Annotated in this window: 25 protein-coding genes; 20 read left to right on the top strand and 5 right to left on the bottom strand. The window is 62.7% G+C overall.

Annotated elements, in window-relative coordinates:
• Positions 1 to 30: 30 nt before the first annotated feature.
• Positions 31 to 501: a transcription elongation factor GreA gene (gene greA, locus WDB91_RS02780; protein ID WP_339113646.1), complete on the bottom strand. Its 471-nt coding sequence runs from the start codon at positions 499 to 501 to the stop codon at positions 31 to 33.
• A gap of 249 nt (positions 502 to 750) precedes the next feature.
• On the opposite strand from greA, the gene WDB91_RS02775 reads away from it, so the two are divergent.
• Together WDB91_RS02775 and WDB91_RS02770 are read left to right on the top strand one after the other, a co-directional pair.
• On the top strand, positions 751 to 2,397 hold the full coding sequence (locus tag WDB91_RS02775) for an electron transfer flavoprotein-ubiquinone oxidoreductase (protein ID WP_339113645.1): 1,647 nt from the start codon (positions 751 to 753) through the stop codon (positions 2,395 to 2,397).
• A gap of 108 nt (positions 2,398 to 2,505) precedes the next feature.
• Entirely contained in the window at positions 2,506 to 3,042 is a 537-nt protein-coding gene (locus WDB91_RS02770; protein ID WP_339113644.1) for a hypothetical protein, read from the top strand.
• 6 nt (positions 3,043 to 3,048) lie between these two features.
• Here the strand turns inward: WDB91_RS02770 and WDB91_RS02765 are convergent, their stop codons facing one another.
• Together WDB91_RS02765 and metF are read right to left on the bottom strand one after the other, a co-directional pair.
• The gene (locus WDB91_RS02765; protein ID WP_339113643.1) at positions 3,049 to 3,546 is read right to left on the bottom strand and encodes a PaaI family thioesterase; all 498 of its coding nucleotides are present in this window, start codon (positions 3,544 to 3,546) and stop codon (positions 3,049 to 3,051) included.
• Positions 3,547 to 3,622: 76 nt separating this feature from the next.
• The gene (gene metF, locus WDB91_RS02760) at positions 3,623 to 4,489 is read right to left on the bottom strand and encodes a methylenetetrahydrofolate reductase [NAD(P)H] (RefSeq protein ID WP_339113642.1); all 867 of its coding nucleotides are present in this window, start codon (positions 4,487 to 4,489) and stop codon (positions 3,623 to 3,625) included.
• Positions 4,490 to 4,580: 91 nt separating this feature from the next.
• Here metF and WDB91_RS02755 point away from each other — a divergent pair, with 91 nt between their 5' ends.
• The 11 genes from WDB91_RS02755 to WDB91_RS02705 all read left to right on the top strand — a co-directional run bounded on the left by WDB91_RS02755 (position 4,581) and on the right by WDB91_RS02705 (position 12,837).
• Positions 4,581 to 5,516, top strand: coding sequence for a LysR family transcriptional regulator (locus tag WDB91_RS02755; RefSeq protein ID WP_339113641.1), 936 nt, complete (start codon positions 4,581 to 4,583; stop codon positions 5,514 to 5,516).
• A 93-nt stretch (positions 5,517 to 5,609) separates the two neighbouring features.
• Complete coding sequence (locus tag WDB91_RS02750) at positions 5,610 to 6,401, top strand: inositol monophosphatase family protein (protein WP_339113640.1); 792 nt, start codon at positions 5,610 to 5,612, stop codon at positions 6,399 to 6,401.
• Between the two features lie 65 nt (positions 6,402 to 6,466).
• Complete coding sequence (locus tag WDB91_RS02745) at positions 6,467 to 7,102, top strand: hypothetical protein (RefSeq protein WP_339113639.1); 636 nt, start codon at positions 6,467 to 6,469, stop codon at positions 7,100 to 7,102.
• A 202-nt stretch (positions 7,103 to 7,304) separates the two neighbouring features.
• The gene (locus tag WDB91_RS02740) at positions 7,305 to 7,997 is read left to right on the top strand and encodes a MotA/TolQ/ExbB proton channel family protein (RefSeq protein ID WP_339113638.1); all 693 of its coding nucleotides are present in this window, start codon (positions 7,305 to 7,307) and stop codon (positions 7,995 to 7,997) included.
• A gap of 6 nt (positions 7,998 to 8,003) precedes the next feature.
• Entirely contained in the window at positions 8,004 to 8,384 is a 381-nt protein-coding gene (locus tag WDB91_RS02735) for a biopolymer transporter ExbD (RefSeq protein ID WP_339113637.1), read from the top strand.
• Positions 8,385 to 8,389: 5 nt separating this feature from the next.
• The gene (locus WDB91_RS02730; RefSeq protein ID WP_339113636.1) at positions 8,390 to 8,830 is read left to right on the top strand and encodes a biopolymer transporter ExbD; all 441 of its coding nucleotides are present in this window, start codon (positions 8,390 to 8,392) and stop codon (positions 8,828 to 8,830) included.
• Entirely contained in the window at positions 8,827 to 9,681 is an 855-nt protein-coding gene (locus tag WDB91_RS02725) for a TonB family protein (RefSeq protein WP_339113635.1), read from the top strand. Before WDB91_RS02730 ends, WDB91_RS02725 begins: the two co-directional genes overlap by 4 nt.
• A gap of 79 nt (positions 9,682 to 9,760) precedes the next feature.
• On the top strand, positions 9,761 to 10,192 hold the full coding sequence (gene mscL / locus WDB91_RS02720) for a large conductance mechanosensitive channel protein MscL (RefSeq protein ID WP_339113634.1): 432 nt from the start codon (positions 9,761 to 9,763) through the stop codon (positions 10,190 to 10,192).
• A 92-nt stretch (positions 10,193 to 10,284) separates the two neighbouring features.
• On the top strand, positions 10,285 to 10,743 hold the full coding sequence (locus WDB91_RS02715; protein ID WP_339113633.1) for an Lrp/AsnC family transcriptional regulator: 459 nt from the start codon (positions 10,285 to 10,287) through the stop codon (positions 10,741 to 10,743).
• 61 nt (positions 10,744 to 10,804) lie between these two features.
• The gene (locus WDB91_RS02710; RefSeq protein WP_339113632.1) at positions 10,805 to 11,089 is read left to right on the top strand and encodes a hypothetical protein; all 285 of its coding nucleotides are present in this window, start codon (positions 10,805 to 10,807) and stop codon (positions 11,087 to 11,089) included.
• The gene (locus tag WDB91_RS02705) at positions 11,086 to 12,837 is read left to right on the top strand and encodes a methyl-accepting chemotaxis protein (RefSeq protein WP_339113631.1); all 1,752 of its coding nucleotides are present in this window, start codon (positions 11,086 to 11,088) and stop codon (positions 12,835 to 12,837) included. Before WDB91_RS02710 ends, WDB91_RS02705 begins: the two co-directional genes overlap by 4 nt.
• A 4-nt stretch (positions 12,838 to 12,841) precedes the next feature.
• On the opposite strand, the gene WDB91_RS02700 is transcribed toward WDB91_RS02705, so the two are convergent.
• Both WDB91_RS02700 and WDB91_RS02695 read right to left on the bottom strand, forming a co-directional pair.
• Positions 12,842 to 13,396 (bottom strand): ActR/PrrA/RegA family redox response regulator transcription factor, encoded by a 555-nt coding sequence (locus WDB91_RS02700; RefSeq protein WP_339113630.1) that lies wholly within the window; start codon positions 13,394 to 13,396, stop codon positions 12,842 to 12,844.
• A gap of 88 nt (positions 13,397 to 13,484) precedes the next feature.
• Positions 13,485 to 14,117, bottom strand: coding sequence for an SCO family protein (locus tag WDB91_RS02695; protein WP_339113629.1), 633 nt, complete (start codon positions 14,115 to 14,117; stop codon positions 13,485 to 13,487).
• 141 nt (positions 14,118 to 14,258) lie between these two features.
• On the opposite strand from WDB91_RS02695, the gene WDB91_RS02690 reads away from it, so the two are divergent.
• From WDB91_RS02690 to addA, 7 genes are all read left to right on the top strand, one after another.
• The gene (locus WDB91_RS02690) at positions 14,259 to 15,638 is read left to right on the top strand and encodes an ActS/PrrB/RegB family redox-sensitive histidine kinase (protein ID WP_339113628.1); all 1,380 of its coding nucleotides are present in this window, start codon (positions 14,259 to 14,261) and stop codon (positions 15,636 to 15,638) included.
• Between the two features lie 151 nt (positions 15,639 to 15,789).
• Positions 15,790 to 17,283, top strand: a complete 1,494-nt coding sequence (locus WDB91_RS02685; protein WP_339113627.1) for a PAS-domain containing protein — start codon at positions 15,790 to 15,792, stop codon at positions 17,281 to 17,283.
• Positions 17,284 to 17,323: 40 nt separating this feature from the next.
• Positions 17,324 to 17,806 (top strand): tRNA (adenosine(37)-N6)-threonylcarbamoyltransferase complex ATPase subunit type 1 TsaE, encoded by a 483-nt coding sequence (gene tsaE, locus WDB91_RS02680; protein WP_339113626.1) that lies wholly within the window; start codon positions 17,324 to 17,326, stop codon positions 17,804 to 17,806.
• Positions 17,806 to 18,780 carry a phosphotransferase gene (locus tag WDB91_RS02675; protein WP_339113625.1) on the top strand — a complete coding sequence of 325 codons (975 nt, stop codon included), beginning with the start codon at positions 17,806 to 17,808 and terminating at the stop codon, positions 18,778 to 18,780. Before tsaE ends, WDB91_RS02675 begins: the two co-directional genes overlap by 1 nt.
• Positions 18,756 to 19,445 (top strand): nucleotidyltransferase family protein, encoded by a 690-nt coding sequence (locus WDB91_RS02670; protein WP_339113624.1) that lies wholly within the window; start codon positions 18,756 to 18,758, stop codon positions 19,443 to 19,445. Before WDB91_RS02675 ends, WDB91_RS02670 begins: the two co-directional genes overlap by 25 nt.
• Positions 19,438 to 22,419 (top strand): double-strand break repair protein AddB, encoded by a 2,982-nt coding sequence (gene addB / locus WDB91_RS02665; RefSeq protein WP_339113623.1) that lies wholly within the window; start codon positions 19,438 to 19,440, stop codon positions 22,417 to 22,419. The genes WDB91_RS02670 and addB overlap by 8 nt, the downstream gene beginning before the upstream one ends.
• Positions 22,416 to 25,799, top strand: a complete 3,384-nt coding sequence (gene addA, locus WDB91_RS02660) for a double-strand break repair helicase AddA (RefSeq protein ID WP_339113622.1) — start codon at positions 22,416 to 22,418, stop codon at positions 25,797 to 25,799. The genes addB and addA overlap by 4 nt, the downstream gene beginning before the upstream one ends.
• Positions 25,800 to 25,801 lie beyond the last annotated feature (2 nt).

Genomic DNA, 25,801 nt, shown 5'->3' with positions numbered 1-25,801 from the left:
CGTCAGGTCAGGAGGATCGGATACGAAAGCTCAGACGAAGAGAATCTCGAGAATCTCGTAGCTGCGCGTGCCACCGGGGGTGCGCACATCGACGGTATCGCCTTCGTCCTTGCCGATCAGGGCGCGCGCGAGGGGCGATTTCACGTTCAGGAGACCTTTTTCCAGATCGGCTTCCTGTTCGCCGACGATCTGGTAGGATTTCTCCTCATCGGTATCGACATCGACGATCTTCACGGTCGCGCTGAATTTCACCGATCCCGACATGGTTTTCGGATCGATTACCTGCGCGAGGCCGAGAATGCTCTCGATCTCCTTGATGCGGCCTTCGATAAAGCTCTGCTTTTCACGCGCCGAGTGGTATTCGGCGTTTTCCGAGAGGTCGCCCAGCTCGCGCGCTTCCGAAATCGCCTGAATGATTGCAGGACGTTCGACGGATTTCAGTTTCTTCAGCTCGGCATCCAGCCGGTTAAACCCCGCGCGGGTCAGCGGTATCTTTTCCATAAGCAAGGCCCTTTGCCGTTTTGTTTTTCCTTGGGCGGTCCGTGAAGTGTAAATCGGGGATGACGCCGCAGTGTCAAGGCCCTGCCACGGCGAGATGCGAAATTTCGCGCCTGATCGGCGGAATGTCGGTTTCGTATTTCCGGCGATCGACACATGGCGCTAGACATGGGGTCGCATTGCCTTGAACAAGAAGGTAGGCTAGTCGAAGTAAAAAAGCACGCGCAAGGCCAGCTAGGGAGCCCCTGATTTATGACCGAGATTACCCGCGAGTCGATGGAATATGACGTTGTCATCGTTGGAGCTGGCCCGTCGGGGCTGTCTGCGGCGATCCGTCTGAAGCAGATCGACCCCGAACTGGAGGTCGTGGTGCTGGAGAAGGGCTCCGAGGTGGGCGCGCATATTCTCTCGGGCGCTGTGCTGGATCCGGTGGGGCTGACGAAGCTGATCCCCGACTGGAAGGAAAAGGGCGCGCCGCTCAATACACCGGTGACGGAAGATAACTTCCTTCTGCTGACCGAGACCAAGGCCACCAAGATCCCGCATTGGCCGATGCCCAAGCTGATGTCGAACGAGGGCAATTACATCGTATCGATGGGCAATGTCTGCCGCTGGCTGGCCGAGCAGGCCGAGGAGCTGGGCGTCGAGATCTTCCCCGGTATGGCAGCTTCGGAACTTGTCATGGAGGGCGACCGCGTGGCGGGGGTCGTGGCGGGCGAGTTCGGCCGCGAGGCCGATGGCACGCCGGGGCCTGCCTATGAACCGGGCATGGAGCTGCGCGGAAAATATGTGTTCCTCAGCGAGGGCGTGCGCGGGTCTCTCTCGAAGATCGTGATCGACCGCTATAACCTCTCCGAAGGCCATTGCCCGCAGAAATTCGGCCTTGGCATGAAGGAGATCTGGGAGATCGACCCCGCCAAGCATTCCGAAGGCACCGTGACCCATACGATGGGTTGGCCGCTGGGCAATAATGCGGGTGGCGGCTCGTTTATCTATCACCTCGAGAACAATCAGGTCTATGTGGGTTTCGTGGTCCATCTGAACTACGAGAACCCTTATGTCTTCCCCTATATGGAATTCCAGCGCTTCAAGCATCACCCCGAGGTGGCCAAGCTCCTCGAGGGCGGTAAGCGCGTGGCTTACGGCGCGCGGGCGATCTCGGAAGGCGGCTATCAGTCGCTGCCCAAGATGAGCTTCCCGGGCGGCGTGCTCTTGGGTTGTTCGGCGGGTATGGTCAATGTGCCGCGCATCAAGGGCAACCATAATGCGATGCTCTCGGGGATTGCGGCGGCCGAGGCTGCGGCCGAGGCGATCAAGGCGGGCCGTTCGGGCGATGAGCTGGTTGCCTACGAGGCCGAGGTCCGTGATGGAGCGATTGGCCGCGACCTGAAAAAGGTGCGCAATGTCAAACCGATGTGGGCGAAATGGGGCATGTATGCCTCGACCGTTCTGGGCGGGTTTGACATGTGGACGAACGAGCTCTTCGGCTTCTCCGTCTTCGGCACGCTGGCGCATGGCAAGACCGATGCGGCAGCCACGGGCGAGGCCAAGGATTTCCAGCCTATCGAGTATCCCAAACCCGATGGCAAGCTGTCGTTTGACCGGCTGACCAATGTGAGCTTCTCCTTCACCAACCACGAGGAAAGCCAGCCCTGCCACCTGAAGCTGCGCGATGCGTCGGTGCCGATCTCGGTCAACCTGCCGAAATATGCCGAGCCCGCACAGCGTTACTGCCCCGCAGGTGTCTATGAAGTGCTGGACGGCGAGGATGGCCCGCGTTTCCAGATCAACTTCCAGAACTGCGTCCATTGCAAGACCTGCGATATCAAGGACCCGTCCCAGAATATCGACTGGACCACACCCCAAGGCGGCGATGGCCCGAACTATCCCAATATGTGACGAGAAGGGGCCGGAAGGCCCCTTTTTTTGCATCCGGAAGGCGGCCGGCATTTAATCTCGCATTCAGCATATTGCCGCAAGGTAAGGGTGATTCCTACGGAGACGCCCATGGTTGTGCAAATGCCTCGCATGCCCCGCCTTGACCATCTTGTTCTGAGGCTTCTGGCCAGTGGTGGCGCTGTCGCGCCGGTAGGGCTCGACGCGCGGCATCTTCCGGGCCGCGATATGCTGACGGTGCAGATCGGGTTCGAGCAAGCGATTGCCCTTTGTGGCGAAAGCCCCGGTATGGGGCGGCTTCTCAGATCCGTCATTGGCGCGGAGCGGGTCGAGATCTCTTGCTTTCTTCTGCCTGCGAACAAGGCCGCCTATAAGGAACGTCTTGTGCAGCGTCTGGTGGCGCTGGAGCAGGATCCGGCCCTTGATGCGGCGATTGCCAAGGGGCGGCTGAGGATCCTGACGGCCGATGAGGTGCCCGAGCTGAATATCCAGCCGACGATCCGCTACCGGCTGTTGAGCGGGGACGGCAAGATCATGGGCTCGGGGCTCTACAGTCCCGAAGGGTTCGATCAGGCGCTCTATGACCGATGGCGCGAGGGGCGCTGGCAGCGGATCATCGGCAAGGCCTATGTCTATTACGAGCTATAGGCGGGGTCAGTCCCGCGCTTCGCCCTGAATGAAGCAGGTGCAGGAGCCCTGACCATAAAGCTTGCCATCCTCGGTGCCGCGGATCTCGCCGGTGGCAACGCCTGTCGAGCGCCCGATATGGGTGAGGAGGCCGGTGATGGTCAGCTCGGTCCCGGGTTTGATGGCGCGGATCAGGTTGATCTTGTATTCGATGGTGGACTGGAACTGGCCCTTTTTCAGACCCGAGATCACCGCCATCGACATGCAGCTATCGAGCACCATGCCATACCAGCCGCCCTGGGTGGACCCGAACGCGTTGCTTTGCTCATGCAGCGGGAAGCCACGGAAGGTGACCTTGCCATATTCGGCTCCGATCACGCGGAAATTCATGATCTTGGCGACGGTCGGATGGGGGGCGGAGCCGTCGATGATCTTTTGCAGATAGGTCACGCCATCGACCGAGGTCACCTCGTCGCGGGTCAGGAAATCATCTGCGTTTTCGGCAAAATAGGCAGGATCGGTCATAGGAGACTCCATACAGATGGCATGAAAAAGGGGCCGAGCGGCCCCTGTTTCGCGTATCTTGTCAGGCATGGCCTGCTTAGGCAACCGCGCCCAGATCAAGCCCCTGTGCAAGGCCGAGATTCTGGCACACGCGGCCCGTCAGAACGGGGCGGTTGACGGTGTAGAAATGCAGGTCTTCCACGCCCCCGGCGATCAGCTCTTCACACAGCTTGGTGCAAAGTTCGATCGACAGCTCCTGCTCGCGGTCCTCGGCAATGGCCTTCTCGAAGGCAGGACCGAGATGCTCGGGGATATTCGCGCCGCAATTGGCCGCGAAGCGCTGCACGCCCTTCCACGACTGGATCGGCAGGATGCCGGGAATGATGGTGGCCTTCACGCCCTCTTTCTCGCAGCGGTCGCGGAAGCGGAAGAAGGTCTCCGCCTCGAAGAAAAACTGGGTCAGCGCCGAGGTCGCACCGGCCTCGCATTTGCGTTTGAGCCAGCGCACATCGGCCATGTCGTCGGCGGCATCGGGGTGCGGCTCGGGATAGGCGCCACACCGGATGGTGAAGCGGCCATCGGCGGCCAGCGCCTCGATCAGCTCGACCGAGGAGGCAAAGCCTTCGGGATGGGGCGTGAAACGCTCCTGGCCTTTGGGGGCATCGCCGCGCAGCGCCACCAGCTGGTTGACGCCCGCTTCGGCATAGGCATCCACGATCTCCATCGTCTCGGCGCGGGTGGCGTTGACGCAGGTGAGGTGGGCGGCCACGTTCAGCCCGTAATTCTTGCCAATGGTTGTCACCGCCTCATGGGTCAGCCTGCGGGTCGTGCCACCAGCACCATAGGTCACCGAGACGAATTCCGGCTGCATCGGGGCCAGAACCTTTACCGTCTCCCAAAGGCGGAACGACGCTTCCAGCGTTTGCGGGGGGAAAAATTCGAAACTCAGACGAGGCGTGGTCATGGCGGTATCCTTACTGCTTGGCGGCGCTTGTGCCAGATTCCTCAATGTGAGACAAACTCATATTGCTCAAGAATAACATGAGTCAGATCGAATGTACCTTGAATTGCGGCACCTGCGAACGATCCGTGCGATCCATGAATCGGGTGGTCTGGCCCGCGCGGCCGAGGCGTTGAATATAACACAAAGTGCTTTGTCGCATCAGATCAAGGGTTTGGAGGAGCAGGCGGGGATGGAGCTGTTTGTGCGGCGCTCGCGGCCCATGCGGTTATCGGCCGCGGGGCAAAAGCTCTTGCGTCTGGCCGAACGTATCCTTCCCGAGATTCGCGCGATCGAAGACGAGTTCACCGCGCTCAGGCAAGGGCGGGCAGGTCGGCTGCATATCGCCATCGAATGCCATGCCTGCTACGACTGGCTCTTTCCGGTGCTCGAGCAGTTCCGCCGCGCTTGGCCCGAGGTGGATATCGACATCCGCCCCGGTCTGGCTTTCCGCGCGTTGCCGGCGCTCCAGAACGAGGAAGTGGATCTGGTGATCTCCTCCGATCCCGAGGAGCTGGATGGCGTGGTGTTCAACCCGCTGTTCGACTATGCGCCCACCTTTATCGCCTCCTCCAGCAGCCCTCTGGCGGCTAAGCCCTTCATCGAGGCCGAGGATTTTCTGGACCAGACACTGATCACCTATCCGGTCGACCGCGCGCGCTCCGATATCTTCTCGGGGCTGCTGACGCCTGCGCGGATCGAGCCGCGGACCCATCGGCAGGTAGAGCTGACGGCGGTGATCCTGATGCTGGTGGCGGCCGGGCGCGGGGTGGCCGTGCTGCCCGACTGGGTGCTGCGGGATGTGCGGTATCGGCCTGATTACATAACGAAACAGGTGACGAAGACCGGCCTGCAGAAACGCCTTTATGCCGCGACGCGGACGGAGAATGCGACCCGACCCTATATGGCGCATTTTCTCGAGCTGGCGCGGACCGAACCGGTGAAGTTGCAGGGGCAGGACGCCCTCGCGCTGGCGAAACCCGCCCAATAAGGCCGAAAGCCTATTATAGAGGCGTATATAAGGCTTGGAATCGCCTCCCCGACGGTATAAGCGGTCGCTTCGAACCCCCCAAGGAGATCTCCCATGCAAGGCAGCGCAAATCTTAACCTCATGATCAAAGCCGCCCGTAAGGCAGGCCGGTCGCTGGTGAAGGACTTCCGCGAAGTCGAGAACCTGCAGGTCTCCTCCAAAGGTCCAGGGGATTTCGTGTCGCGCGCCGACCGCGAGGCCGAGAAGCTCATCAAGGAAGAGCTGCTGAATGCGCGCCCCACCTATGGCTGGCTGGGTGAGGAAACCGGTGAGGAAGAGGGCAAGGACCCGACCCGCCGCTGGATCGTCGACCCGCTGGATGGCACCACCAACTTCCTGCACGGCATGCCGCATTGGGCCGTTTCGATTGCTCTCGAGCATAAGGGTGAAGTCGTTGCCGGTGTGATCTTCGATGCTGCCAAGGACGAAATGTTCTTTGCCGAGAAGGGCTTTGGTGCCTTCATGAATGATACCCGCCTGCGGGTGTCGGGCCGTCGCTCGATGACCGATGCGGTCTTTGCAACCGGTGTGCCCTTCGGCGCCAAGAACACGCTGCCCGCGACGCTGCGCGATCTGGCGCGCCTGATGCCCGCCTGTGCCGGTGTACGCCGCTGGGGGGCGGCTTCGCTGGATCTGGCCTATGTGGCCGCGGGCCGCTACGACGGTTATTGGGAGCGCGAGCTGAAGGCGTGGGACATGGCGGCCGGTCTGGTGATCGTCAAGGAAGCCGGCGGGTTCGTGTCTGCCGTGCGCGAGGATCAGGAGATCTTTGCGAGCGGTTCGGTCGTGGCGACCAATGCCGAGATGTTCGAGCCTTTGACGAAAATTCTCCGTAAGCCGGAGTAAGCTCGTTCACCTCTTGTTCACCTTGCTCTGCGATGTTTGGAACAACGCAGAAAGCGAGGTGGATTATGCATCAAGAACAGGACTGGATTCTGGCGGGTGTGACAGCGCGTCGTGTTGTCGTTGACCATCAGGTTGTGGCTGTGGCGATGGGGCTGATCGAGATCGGTCGCGCCGCGCGCGATATCGCCACCTCCGAGGCGGCCGAGGTGCAGCTGCATGGCCGCGTTGCCCGTATCCGCGAAGGGATTGCCCGCGTCGAGGCGCGGATTGCCAAGCTGAATATCATTGATCCGTCGCTCGAGGCTGCCGCAGACGCGCTCTGGGCCGAACTGGCCAGCTATCAGGAGAGCCTGCCGCTGGAGCTGGCATTCCGTGCCGATCAGCGTGATCGCGCGATCGATCGTCTGGAAACCGCGCGCCAGCGTCTGCAGCGCGTGATGGGGCTGATTGACGAAACCCGTCCCGATGATAAGCCCGACCTGCGTCAGTTGCTGCATGATCTGGTGGAAGGTGCGATGTCGCGCCGCGCCGAGGAGATCATCCGGCAGGCGCGCGAGGAAGCGCGGGCCCGTTTTGCAGGGGCGCCACTGCCCGATCCCTGTCTCGAGGATTTCCACATGACCCAGCCTGAAGGATGGTCGGCCTGGCAAGCCTCCCGATTGCTGCGTGAGAACACGGATATGCAGCGCGCCGCTGCGTAACAAAGGCCGCTGCGTCGCGTCGGGGCTGTCGCAGCGCAGCGGTCTTTTGAAACTCCGAACGATCAGCCGGGGCTTTGCTCCGGCTTTTTTATGCGCTGCTGCCCTAATAGTTTACCAAATTTATCAAGAATCGCGCCGTCCATCGTTGACAAGCTTGCTCAGTTTGTATTTCTGATAGAAATACTCTGATATTGAGGACGAGATGGAACCTGAATCGATTACAGTGGATCCAGCGACCGGCCTAAGCCGTCTGACGGACTTCCTCCAGATGGGCGGTCCCGCGATCTGGGCAATTGCCCTGTTGTCGGTGCTTACAGTGGCGCTGATCTTGTGGAAACTCTATCGCTTCGCCTGCTTCGGGGCGTGGTCCGGCGGACGCCACTCACGGGCCGCTCTGGTCAAATGGAAGGCGGGGCAGCATGACGCGGCCATAGGCCTCCTTGACGGACGCCGCAGTCTGCGCGCGCGTTTGACCCGCGCGGCCATGATGGCCGCCCATTCCAATCTCACCGATACCGAGGCGCGCGAAGAAACCGGCCGAGTGGCACATGGCCTGCTGGCCAAGGCACGCGGGGGGCTGCGCGGTCTGGAGCTTGCCGCGACGATCGGTCCGCTGATCGGCCTTCTGGGCACGGTGACGGGGATGATCTCGGCGTTTCAGGCCTTGCAGGAAGCAGGCGCACGCGCCGATCCGTCCACGCTGGCGGGGGGGATCTGGGAGGCTCTTCTAACCACAGCGGCGGGTATGGCGGTGGCCATTCCGGCGCAGGTCGCGCTGACCTGGTTCGAGAGCATCACCGACCGGCTACGCGAGGATATGGAAGACACCGCGACACAGGTCTTTGTGTCCCGCGAGGCAACGCCAGAAACGATCCGCGCGCTTGCGGCGGAGTGAGACCCGATGTTCAATTTCGCGCCCGACCGTCCGCGCCGCAAGCCGGATCTGACCCCAATGATCGATGTGGTCTTTCTGCTTCTTGTTTTCTTCATGCTGGCATCGCGTTTCAGTCAGGATGTCAGTCTGCCGCTGGCCTCTGCCAGCGGGGCAGCCTCGGAATGGACAGGCGCGCCGCGGCTGGTCGATATCGGCCCCGAGGGTGTGGTCAAGCTGAACGGTGTCTCGCGGAGTTTCGATGATCTGCTGGCCGAGCTGGACCGGCTGACCGAGACCCGTGCCGATCCGGTGATCCTGCGCGCCAAGGAGGCGGATCTGCAGGATCTGGTTTTGGTGATGGACCGGCTGACCGCCGCTGGGTTCAGTCGCTTGATTCTGGTGGAGTGAGGCCCATGCAATTTGCGCCGCCCAAACGGCAGAAGGGCAATGCCTCGCTCTTGCCGATGATCAACGTGGTGTTCCTGCTGCTGATCTTTTTCCTGATCTCGGCAAAATTGGCGCCGCCCGAACCTTTCCCGACCGAGCCGCCGGTCTCGGAGGCAGCCTCCGAGGCGGAAGGCGAGTTCAGCGTTTATCTGGGCGCGGACGGGCAGCTGGGTTTTCGCGAGCTGACCCTTGCCGCAAAGGATGATGTTACACCGCTGCTCGACGCGCTCGTTGCGGCGCGCGAGGCGTATTGTGCGCAGTCGGATTGTTCGGCGCAACCGGCGCATCTGCTATTGCGCGGAGATCAGAGTGCCGGGGCCACCCGTCTGGCCGCGCTATTGCCGGTTCTGGGCAAGGCCGGATTCGCTCAGGTCGAACTGGTGACATCGCGGGGAGACGCCCAATGACCACGATGCGGATCTTCGAACTGGGCAGCTTTGCTATTGTCGCGGCGGCGCTGCATGTGCTGGCCTTCGGGCTTGTCTCGCGTGACGAGGGCTCGATGTCGGCAGGTGCTGCGGGCGATGCGATGGTCAGCCTCGAGGCAGCCGATGCGCAGGTCGCCGATATGGTAGAGCAATGGGAAAATCCGCAGGTGCCGGAGCCGGTGATGCAGCTGTCTTCCGAGCCGCCGGTCATCCAGCCGCCCAAGATCGAGCTGCCGCCATCCGATCTGCCCATGTTGACCGACGCGCCGCCGATCCCCGAGGTCGAGAAGGCGGAACCCGAGGTTCCGCCGGAGCCGGAGCGCTCTGCCCTTGCGCCGGAGGCCACGGAGCGCCCGATGGCGCGTCCCGAGAGGCCAGCACCCAAGCGTCAGGCCAAACCGGAGCCCACGCCGGAACCCGCACGCAAGTCGGACCGGACAAGTGCCGCACAGGCAGCACAGGCGGCCTCGGGCAGCGGCAATCGTGGTGCGGCGGGCGAGAACGGACAGGCCAAGGCTGCTACCCTCTCCAAGGCGCAGGCCGACAATCTTCGTGGCCGTTGGGGCGCGCAGATCCGCCAGCGGATCGAACGGCGTAAGCGGTATCCGTCTGCGGCGCGTGGCGCGCAGGGACAGGCTGTCGTGCGCTTGACGGTGTCGGCCGCGGGCCAGTTGGTCTCGGTGTCGCTCGCACGGTCCTCGGGCAATGCCGCAATCGATCAGGCGGCTGTGACCGCAGTGCAGCGGGCAGGGCAGTTTCCGGCCGCTCCCCGCGGGCTTGGCGCCTCCAGCCTGAGTTTTTCGCTGCCGATGAGCTTTGCGCGCCGGTAGGCTGGAAGGCTTCGTTGCTTTGGATATATGTATCGCTAACTATAGGCGGATATAGAGTCCGGAGAATGAGGGAATACGGATGCTGCAAGAATTTAAGGACTTCATTGCCAAGGGTAATGTGATGGACATGGCGGTGGGGATCATCGTCGGCGCGGCCTTCACCGCGATTGTCAAATCGATCGTGTCGGATCTGCTCAATCCGATTATCGGCCTCATCATCGGCGGGCTGGATTTCAGCAATATGTATGTCGTTCTTTCGGGCGATGTGCCGGCCGGATCGAGCTTGCAGAGCGCGCGTGATGCGGGGGCGGCGATCTTTGCCTATGGGGCCTTCCTGACCTCCGTGATCAACTTCCTCATCATTGCTTTCATCGTCTTCTTGCTGGTGCGTATGGTGAACCGCATCCGCAAGGCCGCCGAGAAGCCGCAGGAGGTTGCGCCGGAGGTGAAAACCGGCCCGAGTCAGCTGGATGTTCTGATTGATATCCGCGATGCGCTGAAAAAAGAGTGATTTTTGCCGTTTTTTGCGGTGATGCTTTCTTGAATAAACTCTGAAATTAGAAGATTCTTCGGCCCGGACGAGTTTGGGTCGAAGGAAACCATATGTCACTCGATGCGACGGATCGCCGGATACTGATGGTCCTGCAGCAGCAGGGCCGCATCTCGAACGCCGATCTGAGCGAGCGGGTCAATCTGTCGGCCTCCGCCTGTCATCGGCGTGTGCAGCGGCTCGAGGAAGAGGGCTATATCCGCGATTATGTCGCGCTTCTCGACCGCCGCAGGCTTGGTCGGAACACTACGGTCTTCGTCGAGATTACCCTCTCGAGCCAGAAAGACGAGGTGCTGCGCGCGTTCGAGAGCGAGGTGCGCAAGGTCCCCGAGGTTCTGGAATGCCATCTGATGGCGGGCAAAGCGGATTTCCTTTTGAAGGTCGTAGCGCAGGATACTGACGATTTCGCGCTGCTGCATCGCGCGCGTCTGGCCTCGCTTCCTGGCGTGGCGCAGCTTCAATCGAGCTTCTCGTTGCACGAAGTCCAGAACACCACAGCGCTTCCGATATAATTTAATCGCGATTTAAAGATTCAACCTTAGACAGTTCCAGTGCTCAGTGTGTGAGGTTGGGATGAGGCTTGAGGTAGCGATTCTGTTTTTTTCCATGTTGGTTGCGCCATTGGCCCATCTGTCAGGCTCCGTTCCGGAACGGGTGGGGCTAGTGGTGATGATTGTGCCGCCATGGAGCGATGCAAGTGTCGTGGCAGAGGATGCGGGGGCGCAGCTGATCGGTCCGACACGCGCTCCGTTCGGGCAATTGGTTTCTATCGATAATATGGCGCAGGCCGAGCAATTGGAAAAGGCCGGTGCTTGGTTCCTCTTGGACGCCGAAAAGGTGGAATCGATATGCGGATGAATAGTATTCTGGCGTTTTTTCATGATGATAGTGATCAGCCCTTTGCTGGCCGCGAAGCTGCGATCAAATATCTCGCAATCGGCATGGTCGCTTCGGCGGCAGGGATTTCCATCGTGGCATGGATCATTGGCACGGCCTTCTGGATCGCATCCATCTCCGCGATAGGCTTCGCGGCGCTGGCGGTCTGGGGCTGGCGTCTGGGCGACACCAAGAAGGGTCGTTCGGTTCTCGCGCAGGGGATGATCGGCCAGTGTTTCTCTTTTACCGCTGCCTTTGCCGGACATCCGTGGATCATCGATACCCATATGGCATTCTTCGTCATGTGTGCGATGGCTACCGCCCTTGTCGATGTGCGGGCCTTGACTGTGATTGCGGTCAGTACCGTGATCCATCAGGCTGGGCTCGGCCTTGCCTATCCGGTGCTCGTCTATCCCAGCACGGATGTTTACGAGAATATGGAGCGGATACTTCTGCATGGCGGGCTCTTCTCGCTGGAGGCTGGTGTGCTGATCGAGGTCGTGCGCCGCCGCCAGAAGCTCTTCCGCGATGCGATGGAGCGCATGGCCCAGCTGGAGGTGCTGACCGCCGAATCCTCTGCCGCCCGTGAAAAGGCCGAGCAGATGTCACAGGAGGCGAATGAGCACCGGAAGATCGCAGAGGCAGCAGCAGCAGAGGCGAAGCAATCCGGTGAGCTAGCGGCCCGTCAGGCCGAAGAGAAACACGCAGCCGATATGGCGGTCATGGAAGCCGAGCGGAAACAGACGGCCGAGCGCGAAGAGCGCCAGAAAAAGCAGGAAGCCTTCGTTGTGGCGCTGAAATCGGCGCTGGAACGTTTGGCAAACGGGGATCTCTCGGTGCGCATGACGATGCCTGACGATCCCAATTACGCCGACCTTGCCCAGAATTTCAATGTGTCGGTCGAACAGCTTGCGCGGACCGTGACGACCGCTTTCGAATGCTCTGCCGATATCCGCGCGCAGATTTCCGAGATCACTGCAGCAGCCGATAACCTGTCCTCGCGGTCCGAACGTCAGGCGAGCGCGCTGGGTGATGCGGCCGCGGCCATCAACCAGCTGACGGTGTCTATCGAGCAGGCCGCGATGGTCAGCCGCGATACCTCGACTTCCGCCGAGAAGGCCCGACAGGCCGCAGGTGAAAGCTCGACCGTCGTCGCGGAGTCGATCGAGGCGATGGCGGCAATTGAGGAAAGCTCGAACCAGATCGCCCGTATCTCGTCTGTGATTGACGATATCGCCTTCCAGACCAATCTTCTGGCGCTCAATGCCGGTGTCGAGGCGGCGCGGGCGGGTGATGCAGGGCGCGGCTTTGCCGTCGTTGCATCGGAAGTGCGGGAGCTGGCGCAGCGTTCCTCTTCGTCGGCGCAGGAAATCAGCAAGCTGATCGAGGCTTCCGGCCGTCAGGTGAAAACCGGTGCCGAGCTCGTGAACCGGACCGTTTCCGAGTTGGATCGGATCATCCGCCATGTCAGCCAGATCGCGACCCAGATCCGCGAACTGGCCGAGGCGGCAACCGAACAGTCACGCTCGGTGAACGAGGTGAACAGCTCGGTCGAGCAGCTCGACCGGACGACCCAGCAGAACGTGGCCATGCTCGAAGAGACCACGGCAGCCCATAACGCTCTGAACGAAATGGCAGGGCGCCTTGAGCAGACGATGTCGGTGTTCCGCCGAAATCTCGCGCAGGAGCAGGCGGGCTGGTCTGCCGAGCCTCAGGCGCGCGCGGGCTGAGGGCTTATTTCGGGCTGCGCTTTGCCAGAATGCGTTGTAGCGTGCGGCGATGCATATGCAGACGCCGCGCGGTCTCAGAAACATTGCGGTCGCAAAGCTCGTAGACACGCTGGATATGTTCCCACCGCACACGATCCGCGCTCATAGGGTTTTCCGGAGGCGCGGGTTGTGTATCTTCGCGGGCGAGAAGCGCGTTGGTGATATCGGTCGCATCTGCCGGCTTCGAGAGATAATCGGTTGCGCCCATCTTCACTGCGGCCACCGCGGTCGCGATTGCGCCATATCCGGTCAGAACCACGATCCGCGCATCCTCGCGGGCTTCACGCAGGGCTTCGACGACATCGAGCCCGTTGCCATCCTCTAGCCGCAGATCGATGACCGCATAGGCTGGGGCGGATTGTGCCACGAGGTTTTTGCCCTCGGCCACAGAGGCTGCCACGCGCACTTCGAAGCCACGCTTCTCCATTGCACGCGCAAGGCGTGTCAGAAAGGCCTGATCGTCATCGACCAGCAACAGGCTCCGGTCGGAGCCGATTTCGGCAGAGAGATCTTCAACCATTGGACAATCCGGACAGTTACAACGCTTGTCGTCTTTTACGCAGCGATGTGGACGGGGTCAAATGCTGCAGGGACGAAAGCGCCTGGGGTCAACTGTTTTTCGCGTGATCCAGATAGCAGCCGATACGGTCTGCCATCTCGTCGGGCGTGGCGTCGCGGTCGAAATAGTCCACATAGCCGAGATCCGGTAGGATGAGGTAGCTCTGCGTCGAATGGCTGATCAGGGTGTAGGGGTCGTTCGGGTCCTGAACCGAGAACAACACGCGATAGGCTTTCGCGACCTGTTTGATCTGTTCGGGGGTGCCTGTCAGGCCGATCATCTTCGGGCTCATGACATCGGTAAAGGCGGTAAGGCTCTCGGGCGTATCGCGGGCGCTATCCACCGACACGAAGACCGGCTGGACATCGTAGCCGCGCTCGTCAAGGATCTCGGTGGCCTGCGCATTCCGCATCGTGTCGAGCGGGCATACGTCGGGGCAATAGGTGTAGCCGAAATAGAGAATGGTCGGCCTGGTGAAGATATCCCTATCCGTTACGGTCTCGCCGGTTTCCGAAGTCAGCGTGAAGGCTCCCCCCAAATCCGCACGGGTCCCGCTACCCGCAGCGCGGCATTCGGCAAAGACATCTTTCGGGCCGCTTTGTGTGATCGCCCAGCCTGTCACGAGCCCTGCCAGAACGATTATGGCGCCCGCGATAGCGTAATGTTTGGTCTGGAGAGGCATCGCTTTTCTCCCGTATCGACGACAGACAAGTTGAAGTCACGGTGGTAAGAGGATTTTGCGTAACTGTTACCAGCAACGGCATCCTCTTTGAAGCTCGTAGATTGTCCTTGCTGTATTTTGACTTAACGGAAGGAAAGCCGCATGGTTGCTCCAGATCTGACGCTCCCTGCCAATCGGCCCACCTCCCATGAATGGGTGCGGCTGCGCACGCTGACATTCCTGCGTTGGACTGCGGTTATCGGGCAGCTGATGGCCATTCTGGTGGCGTGGTTCCTGCTCGGAATCGGGCTCAACCTTGTCTGGTGCCTGGCGACGGTCGGGACATCGGTGCTGGTCAATCTGCTGGCGCTGTTCCTGACGCCGGAAAGCCGCAGGTTGTCGCAGGGGGCGGTTCTGACGCTCCTGCTGTTTGACACGGCGCAGCTCGCGGTGCTGTTGCTGCTGACCGGCGGGCTGAACAATCCTTTCGCGCTGCTGATCCTTGTCCCTACCACGATTGCGGCGACCACACTTGAATGGCGGGCCACGATGCTGATCGGGGCGGTGACGCTGGTGCTGACGACGCTGGTGGCGGGGCTCTATATTCCGCTGGTATCGACCGGTGGCGAGGTGATCCAGCTGCCCGAACTGTTCGAGTTCGGATACTGGACGGCAATCGTGATCGGGGTGGTGTTCCTTGGTGCCTATGCGCAGCGGATCTCGCATGACAGCCGCGTGATGGCCGAGGCCCTTCTGGCCGCGCAGCTGGCTCTGTCGCGCGAACAGAAGCTGACCGACCTGGGGGGAGTGGTGGCGGCTGCCGCGCATGAGCTGGGCACGCCGCTTGCCACGATCAAGCTGGTCTCGAGCGAGCTTGCCGACGAACTGGCCGATGACGAGGATCTGCGCGCAGATGCGCTCCTGATCCGCGAACAGGCCGACCGTTGCCGCGATATCCTGCGCTCGATGGGGCGGGCGGGGAAGGACGATCTGCATCTGCGCACCGCGCCGCTGATCTCGGTTCTGCGTGAGGCGGCCGAGCCACACATGGATCGCGGTAAGGAAATTATCTTTACGACAGAACCGATTGGCGATGGCAGTGATAAGCAACCGGCGATCTATCGCTATCCCGAGTTGATCCATGCGCTGCGTAATCTAGTGCAGAATGCGGTGGATTTCGCTGACGGTCGGGTCTGGGTCGATGCGCTCTGGAGTGGCTCGACCATCGTTGTGCGGGTCTGTGATGACGGGCGCGGTTATGCGCCGGATGTGATCGGCCGGATCGGTGATCCTTTCCTGCACGGGCGCAGCTCGAATAGCCGCAAAGAATATGAGGGGATGGGGCTGGGGCTGTTCATTGCCAAGACCCTGCTCGAGCGGACGGGCGCACGGATCACCTTCCGTAACGGGACCACGCCTTTTGTCGCGGCCAATCGCAAGCCCGAACGCTCCGGCGCGATCGTGGAGCTGGCATGGCCGCTCGAGCGTCTTCTGGCACCCGAGCGCGAGGCCCTTGGCGAGAATGTTCCCATAGAGAGCTGATGCGAAACGTTTTATTAAGCTTAACTACGCATTAACCATTGTGTTGCATTCTTGGTCTCGGTTTATGGCGTGAGGCTGGGAAATGTTGGAAATTTTGGTCATCACTGGGTTGGTTGCGATCGCATCTGCCGTTTCGGCGTCGGTGGCGATCTTGCTGCTTACACGCCTGCAGGCCGGACAGCGCAAGAAGGACGCGCGGTCCCTCCAGCCGATGATCGAGCAGACGGTCCTGCTCTTCGATGACGAGGAGCTTGTCGATGCGACCGCTCCGGCACGGACTCTTCTGGAAGCCTCCCCTCTGGCCTCGAGTGACTGGGGACGCCTCATCGCCTTCCTGACGCCGCGCTTCGAATCGGTGCGTGACCGGCTCGCGGGTATTGCCGAGATCGGGCGGATCGAGGTCTCCGGCTTTCCGGGTCCGAATGGCGGGGCGCCGCTGCGGCTCATTGCCGAGGATGTGAACGGCTTGACGCGGATCACATTGGTTGATCCGGAAGCCGAGGGCCAAGGGCTTCTGGTGGACGGGCTGTCGCAGCGCGCGCTCGAGGACGAACTCGAGAACCTGCGCCATGCGCTCGATCTGTCGCCCTCTCTGGTTTGGCAGGAAAGCGCAGCCGGCGAGACGATCTGGGCCAACCGAGCCTATCTGCTGCGCGCCGGGTCTCTGGCGGAGGAAGAGGTTACGCTCAGCTGGCCACTCCCGCAGCTGTTCAAACTCGAACTGGAACAGACCGAATATGCGCCGCGCCGCGTGATGCTCCAGGACGAGGACGGGATCGATACATGGTTTGATTGCTACAGCTATCATCTGGGGGACAACTGGGTGCATTTCGCGCAATCGGCGGATGCCACGGTTTATGCCGAAAAAGCACTGCGCGATTTCGTCCAGACGCTGACCAAGACCTTTGCCGATCTGCCGATCGGGCTGGCCATCTTCAACCGTCAGCGCCAGTTGCAGCTCTTCAACCCCGCGCTCAGTGATCTGACCGCCCTCGGGGTGGATTTCCTCTCGAAACGTCCCTCGCTCTATGCCTTCCTCGACCGCCTGCGCGAGACCCGAATGATGGCCGAACCGAAGGACTACCGAAGCTGGCGCGAGCAGATGACCACGCTCGAGAAACAGGCGGCAGCCGGTTATCATTCCGAGACGTGGAACCTGCCCAATGGTCAGACCTATCGCGTGACAGGGCGTCCGCATCCCGACGGGGCGATCGCTTTCCTTTTCGAGGATATCACCTCCGAGATGACGTTGACGCGCAAGTTTCATACCGAACGCGAGATGGATCGCGCGGTGCTGGACAATATCGCGGAAGCCGTTGCCGTTTTCCTGCCGTCGGGCGAGCTGAGTTCGGCCAATGCAGTCTATCATCGTCTTTGGCCCGCGCAATCGGCAGGGATGTGTCTGCATGATTCGTTGCGCGCATGGGCCGAGGCCTGTGTGCCGACCGAGGTCTGGAGCCGCGCGCGCCTGCGTTTGGGAGCGATGGCCGAGCGCGAGCCGCTGGCGGGGGATGTGACCCTGCGCGACGGGCGGGTAATTGCCTGCCGTTTCGTGCCACTGGCGGGCGGAGCCCTTATGGCGAGCTTTGCCGAAAAGGAACTGCTGGCCGAGGTAGAGCCGCTTCGCAAACTCGCAGCGCAATAGCGCCTTTGCATGGACGAACGGTCAGGATAGAACGGGCGCTATGACCGCTCCTATCCTGACCCTGCCTCTCGCCGATCCCGATGCCACCGCCAGACTTGGCCGCGTCATCGCCCCCTTCCTGAAAGCGGGCGATGTTCTGTTGCTCGACGGCCAGATCGGGGCAGGGAAAACCCATTTTTCTCGGGCGTTGATCCAGTATCGGCTCGAAAGGCTCGGCATGTTCGAGGATGTGCCCTCGCCGACCTTTACTCTCGTGCAGGTCTATGAGGCCGAGCCCGAGATCTGGCATAGCGATCTCTATCGCCTTTCCCATCCCGATGACGTTCTGGAGCTCGGGCTCGAGGAGGCCTTCCATGACGCGATCTGTCTGGTTGAATGGCCCGATCGTCTGGGAGATCTGGTCCCCCATGCCGCGCTGCACCTTGCCTTCTCGCTGACAGAAGATGGTGCGGCACGGCAGGTGGTCTTCAGCGGCGACGAGACATGGGCGCGGCGTCTGCCGGATATGCTGGAGGGGCTGTGATGGACATCGAGCGCTTCCTCGCGCAGGCAGGCTGGGGCGGTGCGCAGCGCGAGCCGCTTGCCGGCGATGCTTCTGCCCGTCGCTACGAGCGGGTCGGGGGAGAGCGCCCCGCCGTCCTCATGATCACCCAGCCGGGAGACGAGTTGCAACGGTTCCTCCGCATGACCGACTGGCTGGCGGCGCAGGGGTTTTCGGTCCCGCAGATCTATGCCCGCGCGCCAGAGCAGGGGTTGCTGCTGCTCGAGGATCTGGGGGATGACCTTGTGGCGCGGCTCATTGGCGCCGACCCCGCCCGCGAGGACGAGCTTTACGGTCTGATCACCGATGTGCTGGTTGCCCTGCGTGCGGTGACACCGCCCGCGGGTCTGACGGAACTGGATGGCCGCGGGCTTGCCGCGCTGACGAAGCTGACCGAGGACTGGTATCCGATGACGGCGGCGGCGGATCTCTCGGGGGACATTGCCCGCGCGTTCGAGGCGCTGGATGACGGTCAGCGGGTTGTGTCGCTCCGGGATTTCCACGCCGAGAATGCGCTCCTTCTGCCCGCGCGGCAGGGCGTCGCCCGGCTCGGACTTCTGGATTATCAGGACGCGGTCCTGGCCCATCCCGCCTATGATCTCGTCTCGGCCCTGCAGGATGCACGGCGCGATGTCTCGCGCCAGACTGAAACAGCCCAGATCGCGCGCTATTGCGCCATGACGGGGCAGGATAACGCAATTTTTTCTGCTATTTACGCCTGTCTCGGGGCGCAGCGTGCGTTGCGCATTCTGGGAATTTTCGTGCGCCTGTGCGTGGCAATGGGCAAGCCGCGCTATCTCGAGTTCATGCCGCGCGTCTGGGGACATCTCGATCACAATCTGGCCCACCCCGCCCTCGCGCAATTGCGCGCAACGGTCATGGCAGCTATGCCGCGCCCCGATGTCCCCCTGATCGAGGAGATACGCCGACAATGTGCGACACGCCCGATAGTCTGATGTTGTTTGCCGCCGGTTTCGGCACGCGGATGGGGGCGCTGACCGCGGATTGTCCGAAGCCGCTCGTTGAGGTGGCGGGGCGTCCGCTCATTGATCATGCGCTCGATCTGGTCGTGGAGGCCGGGATCGGACGGAGCGTCGCCAATATCCATTATCGCGGCGATCAGATCGTCCGGCATCTGGCAGGGTCCGATGTGATGATTTCCGACGAGACGGACGAGATTCTGGAAACCGGTGGCGGGCTGCGCAAGGCGCTTCCGCTTCTGGGGCAGGGGCCTGTGTTTACGCTCAATACCGATGCCATCTGGACAGGCCCGAATCCGATCGCGGCCCTGCGCACAGCATGGGACCCGAAGAAGATGTCAGCGCTGCTGATGCTGGTGCCGCCGGAACGGGCGACGGGTCATAAAGGCGCGGGCGATTTTACCCTGACGGAGGGGCGCCTGACGCGTGGTCCCGGATTTGTCTATACTGGTGCGCAGCTTATCGATCCGTCAGAACTTTCGGAAATTCCTGAAGCCGCGTTTTCGCTGAACCTGCTCTGGGACAGGATGCTGGCACAGGGGCGGGTGTACGGTCTCGTCCATCCGGGCGGCTGGTGTGATGTCGGGCGTCCCGAAAGTATTCCGCTGGCCGAGGCGCTGCTGGAGCAGGCCGATGATTGAGCGCGGCATCTATGCGCTGCCTTGCGGCGTGGATTTTCCCCGCGAGCTGGTGGCAGGTCTGATCGCGCGGATGCAGGACCAGCCGCCCGAGGCCATGGCGCGGGTGCGGCTCTATCTGAACTCGGGGCGGATGCTACGCCGTGTGCGTGAGGAATTCGACCGACATGGAGCGCGGTTTCTGCCGCAGCTGAAACTGGTGACCGATCTCGGGCGGGCGCCCATGCGCGGGCTGCCCCCCGCCGAGCCCGCGCTCCGGCGGCGGCTCGAGCTGGCGCAGCTGGTCGCGGGGCTGGTCGACCGTTTGCCGGGGTTCGAGGCGGGGCACGGGATCTTCGGGCTGGCTGACAGTCTGGCCACGCTGATGGCCGAGATGCAGAGCGAGGGCGTGACGCCCGACGATCTCGAGGCGCTGGAGATTGCCGATACCCATGCGCAACACTGGCGGTTGAGCCTTGATTTCATTCGCATTGTTGCCCGCTATTTCGAGGCTGACGCAACCCCCGATGCCGAAGCCCGCCAGCGCCGTGTGGTCGAGCAGATCATCGCGGATTGGGCGGAAGCAGGGCCGACAGATCCGATCATCGTGGCGGGTTCGACCGGCTCGCGCGGGGCCACGGGGCTGTTCATGCAGGCGGTTGCACGGCTTCCCCAAGGCGCGCTGGTGCTGCCGGGGTTTGATTTCTCGATGCCGGAGCATGCGTGGAAAAGCCTGAAGTCGGGCAGTTTCCCGATCGAGGATCACCCGCAATACCGCTATCGCGCGATGCTGGATGCGGTCGAGGCGGAGCCCGGCGATGTGATCCGCTGGCATGACCGCTCCGAGCCTTCACCGGAGCGTAACGCGCTGATCTCGCTGGCGCTACGCCCCGCTCCGGTGACCGATCAATGGATGCGCGAGGGCGCGGATCTGCCCGATCTGCTGGACGCCTGCAAGGATCTGACGCTGATCGAGGCGCGTGATCCGCGCGCCGAGGCCAATGCCATCGCGCTGGTTTTGCGCGATGCGGCCGAACGTGGGGTGCCGACCGCGCTCATCACGCCCGACCGGATGCTGACCCGGCGGGTGGCGGTGGCGCTTGACCGCTGGGGGATCATCCCCGATGACTCGGCGGGGCAACCGCTGCAACAGACCGCGCCGGGGCGGCTCTTGCGCCATCTGGCGGCGATGCGTGGCGAGGCGCTGACGCTGGACGGGCTGCTGACCCTGCTCAAACATCCGCTGACCGCCACAGGCTCGACGATGCGCGGGACGCATCTTCGCTATACCCGTGAACTGGAGCTGGATCTGCGCCGCAACGGGCCGGCTTTCCCCGATCATCCGGCGTTGGTGGCATGGGCACAGAAATATGCCGATAAACCCGACTATGTTGAGAAACTGACATGGGCGAACTGGCTGGGCGCGTTTTTCCCCATGCTGATGTCGCCTTATGAACAGCCGCTTAGTGACTGTGTCAGCCACCATCTGGCCCTTGCGGCGCATCTGGCGACAGGGCCGGATGGCTCGGTCGAGGCCAGCGAGCTGTGGCTTCAGGATGGCGGGCGCGAGGCATGGCGGGTGTTTTCCGAACTGGCCCGCGAGGCGGTGAATGGCGGCAGCTATACGGCGGCCTCCTATACCGATCTGGTCAATCACCTGCTGCAGGGGTCGATGACACGCGCGGGTCTTGCCGCCCATCGTGACATCACCATTTTCGGGGCGCTCGAGGCGCGGGTCCAAGGCGCGGAGCAGGTCATTCTGGCAGGGCTGAACGAGGGCTCGTGGCCCGAAGCCCCCGATCCCGATCCGTGGCTCTCGCGGCAGATGCGTCTGGCAGCGGGACTGTTGCTGCCCGAACGCCAGACCGGACTTTCGGCGCATGACTTCCAGCAGGCGGTTGGTGCCCCGCGCGTGATCCTGACGCGCGCGAAACGCGATGCCGAGGCCGAGACCGTGCCCTCGCGCTGGGTAAACCGGCTGGTCAACCTGATGTCGGGCCTGCCCGACCGGCGTGGCCCTGAGGCGCTTGTCGAGATGCGCGCGCGCGGCGCGACATGGCTCGGGCTCGCCTCGAGCCTCGACCGTCCGCTGGGCGAGACCAAGCCCATGCGCCGACCCTCGCCGCGCCCGCCGATTGAGGCGCGGCCCAAGGATCTGTCGGTCACGCAGGTGAAGACGCTGATCCGCGATCCCTATACGATCTATGCCCGAAAGGTGCTGCGGCTTTATCCGCTCAACCCGCTGCGTCCCGAGCCGGATGCGCTGCAACGGGGCAATGTGCTGCACGAGATCGTCGAGCGTTATGTGAAGGAGCGCCCCGAGGGCGAGCAGGCGGCAGAGGGTGAGCAGCGCCTCATCCGCATCGCCGAGGAGGTGCTCGGGCAATCGGTGCCATGGCCCTCGGTGCAGCGGCTCTGGCTCGCGCGGATCACCAAGATCGCACAGCGATTTGCCACGGACGAGGTGGCGCGCGCCAAGCTGGGCAAACCCGCGATCATCGAGGAAAAGGGCGGGCTTGCCGTGCCCGACCTCGCGTTCCGCCTGACCGCCAAGCCCGACCGGATCGACATTCTGACAAACGGGTTGAGCCGGATTTACGACTATAAATCAGGGGTTCTACCCTCTGCAGGCGAGATGATCCATTTCGACAAACAGCTTCTGCTGGAGGCGGCGATGGTGCGTCGTGGCGCCTTCAGCCAGATCGGCCCGAGCGAGGTGGAGGGCATGACCTATATCCGTCTGGGCGGCGAGGGCGAGACGGCCCCCTATACCACGACAGTCGAGTTCAAACCCCGCGGCGGTGAGCTTCAGACCGAGACGGCGGAAGAGGCATGGGCCAAATTCTGCAAGCTGGTGGGCACTTACATGAAGCCGGAGCAGGGCTTTACCGCGCGGCGTGCAATGCACGGCGCGCAGGATAGCAGCGATTACGACCAGCTCTCTCGCTATGGCGAGTGGGAGCTGAGCGAGATACCGGACGGGGAAGATCTGATATGAGCACCACCCCCTTGCGCAATGACGCCACGCTCCGCCAGATCCGCGCGGCCTCGCCCACGGCCTCCACATGGCTTTCGGCCAATGCGGGGTCTGGCAAGACGCGGGTGCTGACCGACCGTGTCGCGCGGCTCCTGCTGAACGGGACCGAGCCGCAGAAGGTCCTGTGCCTGACCTATACCAAGGCGGCGGCAACCGAGATGCAGAACCGTCTGCTGAAACGTCTGGGCGAATGGGCGATGCTGCCCGATGACGCGCTACGCCAGCAACTTCTTGATCTGGGTGAGGAAATCACCATCGATGCCGAGCGTCTGGCCGAGGCGCGCAGGCTCTTTGCCAAAGCGATCGAGACGCCGGGCGGGTTGAAGATCCAGACCATCCACTCTTTCTGTGCAGCCCTCCTGCGGCGGTTCCCGCTTGAGGCGGGGGTGCCGCATGGGTTCTCGGAGATGGATGACCGCTCGGGCGATCTCTTGCGTCAGTCCATCCTCGAGGAGATTGCCACAGGTGAGGATTGCCCTGTGCTGGACGGGCTGGTGCGGTATTATTCAACCGATGATCTGGGCGGGCTGCTGGCCAATATCGCGGGCAACAAGGACGGGTTCGCACAGGATCTGACCCGCGACAAAATCCTTGCGCTTTATGGTCTGCCTCCCGGGTTCGGCGCTCAGGCGCTGCTGGACGAGGTGTTTGACGCCCATGATCTGAAGACCCTGCGGGATCTGGTGGCGGTTATGGCCAAGGGGGCGGCGACCGATCAGAAAAATGCGCTGAAACTCGGCCTGATCACGGCACCCGATCTGGAGGCGCTGGCCATTCTGGAGGATGTCTGCCTGACGGGGGCCACGGCCAAGGTGCCGTTTTCGGCCAAAATCGGCACGGTCCCCACCAAGGCGACACAGAAGGCGGCGGGGACGGCGATGGACCCGTTCAACGAACTGATGGAGCGGGTCGAACAGGCCCGTCCCTTGCGTCTAGGTCTGCAGGCCGCCGACCGCACCGAGGCGTTGCAGACCTTCGCGCGGGTCTTCCTGCCGAAGCTCGAGGCGGCAAAGGCCGCGCGAGGCTGGCTCGATTTCGACGATCTGATCGAGCGGGCAGGACGGTTGTTGTCGGATAGCACCATGGCGCAATGGGTGTTGTTCCGGCTGGATGGCGGGATCGACCATATTCTTGTGGACGAGGCGCAGGATACCTCGCCCAGCCAGTGGAAGGTCATCGAGCGTCTGGCCGACGAGTTTACCGCAGGCGAGGGCGCGCGCGACGAGACGCGCACGATCTTCGTGGTGGGCGATCGCAAGCAGTCGATCTATTCCTTCCAGGGGGCCGATCTGCGCGCGTTCGAGGCGATGCAGCGGCATTTTGCGCAGAAATTCGCAGCCGTCGGACGGCCCTTGCAGGAAGCGCAGCTTCTGCACAGTTTCCGTTCCTCGGCGGCGGTGCTGGGCCTGACCGATGTGACCTTTCTGGGCGAGGCCAATGAGGGTCTGGGCGGCGCGCCCGAGCATATCGCCTTTTTCGACCAAATGCCCGGTCGGGTAGATCTGTGGCCGGTGGTCGAGAAGACCGAGACCGAGCAGGAAGAGACATGGGAGAACCCCGTCGACCTGCGCACCGATACCGATCCGACCGTGGTGCTGGCCCGCACCGTGGCCGCCGAGATCCGCGCGATGATCGATCAGGGTGTGCGCCTGCCCGAGGGCAAGGAGAGCCGGCCGCTGCATGAGGGCGATATCCTCATTCTGGTGCAGCGGCGCGGCGCGCTCTTTTCCGAGATCATCCGCGCGTGCAAGGCGGCGGGGCTGGCGATTGCCGGCGCCGACCGGTTGAAGCTGGGGGCGGAGCTGGCGGTGAAGGATATCCGCTCGGTGCTGGCCTTCCTTGCCACGGCCGAGGATGATCTGGCCTTGGCCGAGGCGCTGAAATCGCCGCTGTTTGGCTGGAGCGAGCAGGATCTCTATACGCTGGCGCAGCCGCGCAAGGGCTACCTGTGGGAGGCTTTGCGCAAATCCGAAAGCCATCCCGAAACGCTGAGGATCCTGCAGGATCTGCGCGATCAGGCCGATTTCCTGCGTCCGCATGATCTGATCGAGCGGCTCCTGACCCGCCATGGCGGGCGCGAGCGGCTGATCGCGCGGCTGGGGGTCGAGGCCGAGGACGGGATCGACGAGCTGATCTCGCAGGCGCTGGCATTCGAGCGGGCCGAGGTGCCGAGCCTGACGGGGTTCCTCGTGTGGCTCGATGCCGATGATGTCGAGGTCAAACGCCAGCTGGCCGGGGCGGGGCGCTCGATCCGTGTGATGACGGTGCATGGCTCCAAAGGGCTCGAGGCGCCGGTAGTCATCCTGCCCGATACGGGCAAGCCGCATGTCAAGGCACGGCCGCTCAATATCTACCGGCTCGAGGATGGCACGGCGGCATGGGCCGCGCCGTCTGCCGACCGGTCTCCCGAGGAGGCGGATGCGCAGGCGGCCAATGTCGCGCGCCAGACCGAGGAGAAGATGCGTCTCCTCTATGTGGCGATGACGCGGGCCGAGAAATGGCTGATTGTGGCCGCGCAGGGCAAGATCGGCGAGGGCGATGACAGCTGGTATTCGATGATCTCGACCGGCCTTGTGCAGGCAGGGGACCGCCCCGCCACGGGCCATTCCCCCGATCTGCAGAGCCTGGGAGAGATCCGCCGCGTGCAATATGGCAACTGGCCCGAGGCGGGGTTCAAGGCCGGGCGCGTGGTCGAGACCTATCCCGAGCTGCCCGATTGGGCGCGTCTGCCCGCCTTGCGCCCCGAGCGCCCGAAGCGCGTGCTGACGCCTTCGGATCTGGGCGGGGCGAAAGCATTGGCGGGCGATCTGCCCGGTATCTTCGACGAGGAGGCGGCCAAACGGCGCGGGCGCCAGATCCATATGTTGCTCGAGCATCTCCCTAACTGGCCCGAGGCCGACTGGGAGGACTGGGCACGCGATCTGCTGTTGAGTGGCGAGGACGCGGCCCATGAGACCGAGCTACCCGCGCTGATGGCCGAGGCCCGCGCAGTGCTGGCCTCCCCCGCGATGCAGCCTTTCCTTGCGCCCGAGGCTCTGGCCGAGGTGGAGCTGACGGCCACGCTGGACGGTGAACTGATGCACGGGATCATCGACCGGCTTCTGGTCGGGCCGGATCTCGTGCAGGTGCTGGATTACAAATCGAACCAGATCGTGCCTGCCGATGTGGCGCAGACGCCGCTCGGACTGGTGCGCCAGCTGGCGGCCTATCGGGCCATGCTGCGCCAGATCTATCCCGACCGCCGGATCGAATGCGGTCTCCTGTGGACGGCACAGGCGCGGATCGACTGGCTGGGGGACGCACAGATGGATGCGGCTTTGCGCACCGAGAGCGCATCTTGACG

This window comes from Thioclava sp. GXIMD2076 (genome assembly GCF_037949795.1).
GTDB classification, from domain to species: Bacteria; Pseudomonadota; Alphaproteobacteria; order Rhodobacterales; family Rhodobacteraceae; genus Thioclava; species Thioclava kandeliae.
Note: the sequence above shows the minus strand (reverse complement) of the source record. Positions and strands in the feature narration are given on the sequence as shown.

Excerpts from the sequence above, each read along its gene's own strand:
- greA (WP_339113646.1), bottom strand. The coding sequence starts at position 501 with ATGGAAAAGATACCGCTGACCCGCGCGGGGTTTAACCGGCTGGATGCC.
- WDB91_RS02775 (WP_339113645.1), top strand. The coding sequence starts at position 751 with ATGACCGAGATTACCCGCGAGTCGATGGAATATGACGTTGTCATCGTT.
- WDB91_RS02770 (WP_339113644.1), top strand. The coding sequence starts at position 2,506 with ATGGTTGTGCAAATGCCTCGCATGCCCCGCCTTGACCATCTTGTTCTG.
- WDB91_RS02765 (WP_339113643.1), bottom strand. The coding sequence starts at position 3,546 with ATGACCGATCCTGCCTATTTTGCCGAAAACGCAGATGATTTCCTGACC.
- metF (WP_339113642.1), bottom strand. The coding sequence starts at position 4,489 with ATGACCACGCCTCGTCTGAGTTTCGAATTTTTCCCCCCGCAAACGCTG.
- WDB91_RS02755 (WP_339113641.1), top strand. The coding sequence starts at position 4,581 with ATGTACCTTGAATTGCGGCACCTGCGAACGATCCGTGCGATCCATGAA.
- WDB91_RS02750 (WP_339113640.1), top strand. The coding sequence starts at position 5,610 with ATGCAAGGCAGCGCAAATCTTAACCTCATGATCAAAGCCGCCCGTAAG.
- WDB91_RS02745 (WP_339113639.1), top strand. The coding sequence starts at position 6,467 with ATGCATCAAGAACAGGACTGGATTCTGGCGGGTGTGACAGCGCGTCGT.
- WDB91_RS02740 (WP_339113638.1), top strand. The coding sequence starts at position 7,305 with ATGGAACCTGAATCGATTACAGTGGATCCAGCGACCGGCCTAAGCCGT.
- WDB91_RS02735 (WP_339113637.1), top strand. The coding sequence starts at position 8,004 with ATGTTCAATTTCGCGCCCGACCGTCCGCGCCGCAAGCCGGATCTGACC.
- WDB91_RS02730 (WP_339113636.1), top strand. The coding sequence starts at position 8,390 with ATGCAATTTGCGCCGCCCAAACGGCAGAAGGGCAATGCCTCGCTCTTG.
- WDB91_RS02725 (WP_339113635.1), top strand. The coding sequence starts at position 8,827 with ATGACCACGATGCGGATCTTCGAACTGGGCAGCTTTGCTATTGTCGCG.
- mscL (WP_339113634.1), top strand. The coding sequence starts at position 9,761 with ATGCTGCAAGAATTTAAGGACTTCATTGCCAAGGGTAATGTGATGGAC.
- WDB91_RS02715 (WP_339113633.1), top strand. The coding sequence starts at position 10,285 with ATGTCACTCGATGCGACGGATCGCCGGATACTGATGGTCCTGCAGCAG.
- WDB91_RS02710 (WP_339113632.1), top strand. The coding sequence starts at position 10,805 with ATGAGGCTTGAGGTAGCGATTCTGTTTTTTTCCATGTTGGTTGCGCCA.
- WDB91_RS02705 (WP_339113631.1), top strand. The coding sequence starts at position 11,086 with ATGAATAGTATTCTGGCGTTTTTTCATGATGATAGTGATCAGCCCTTT.
- WDB91_RS02700 (WP_339113630.1), bottom strand. The coding sequence starts at position 13,396 with ATGGTTGAAGATCTCTCTGCCGAAATCGGCTCCGACCGGAGCCTGTTG.
- WDB91_RS02695 (WP_339113629.1), bottom strand. The coding sequence starts at position 14,117 with ATGCCTCTCCAGACCAAACATTACGCTATCGCGGGCGCCATAATCGTT.
- WDB91_RS02690 (WP_339113628.1), top strand. The coding sequence starts at position 14,259 with ATGGTTGCTCCAGATCTGACGCTCCCTGCCAATCGGCCCACCTCCCAT.
- tsaE (WP_339113626.1), top strand. The coding sequence starts at position 17,324 with ATGACCGCTCCTATCCTGACCCTGCCTCTCGCCGATCCCGATGCCACC.
- WDB91_RS02675 (WP_339113625.1), top strand. The coding sequence starts at position 17,806 with ATGGACATCGAGCGCTTCCTCGCGCAGGCAGGCTGGGGCGGTGCGCAG.
- WDB91_RS02670 (WP_339113624.1), top strand. The coding sequence starts at position 18,756 with ATGTGCGACACGCCCGATAGTCTGATGTTGTTTGCCGCCGGTTTCGGC.
- addB (WP_339113623.1), top strand. The coding sequence starts at position 19,438 with ATGATTGAGCGCGGCATCTATGCGCTGCCTTGCGGCGTGGATTTTCCC.
- addA (WP_339113622.1), top strand. The coding sequence starts at position 22,416 with ATGAGCACCACCCCCTTGCGCAATGACGCCACGCTCCGCCAGATCCGC.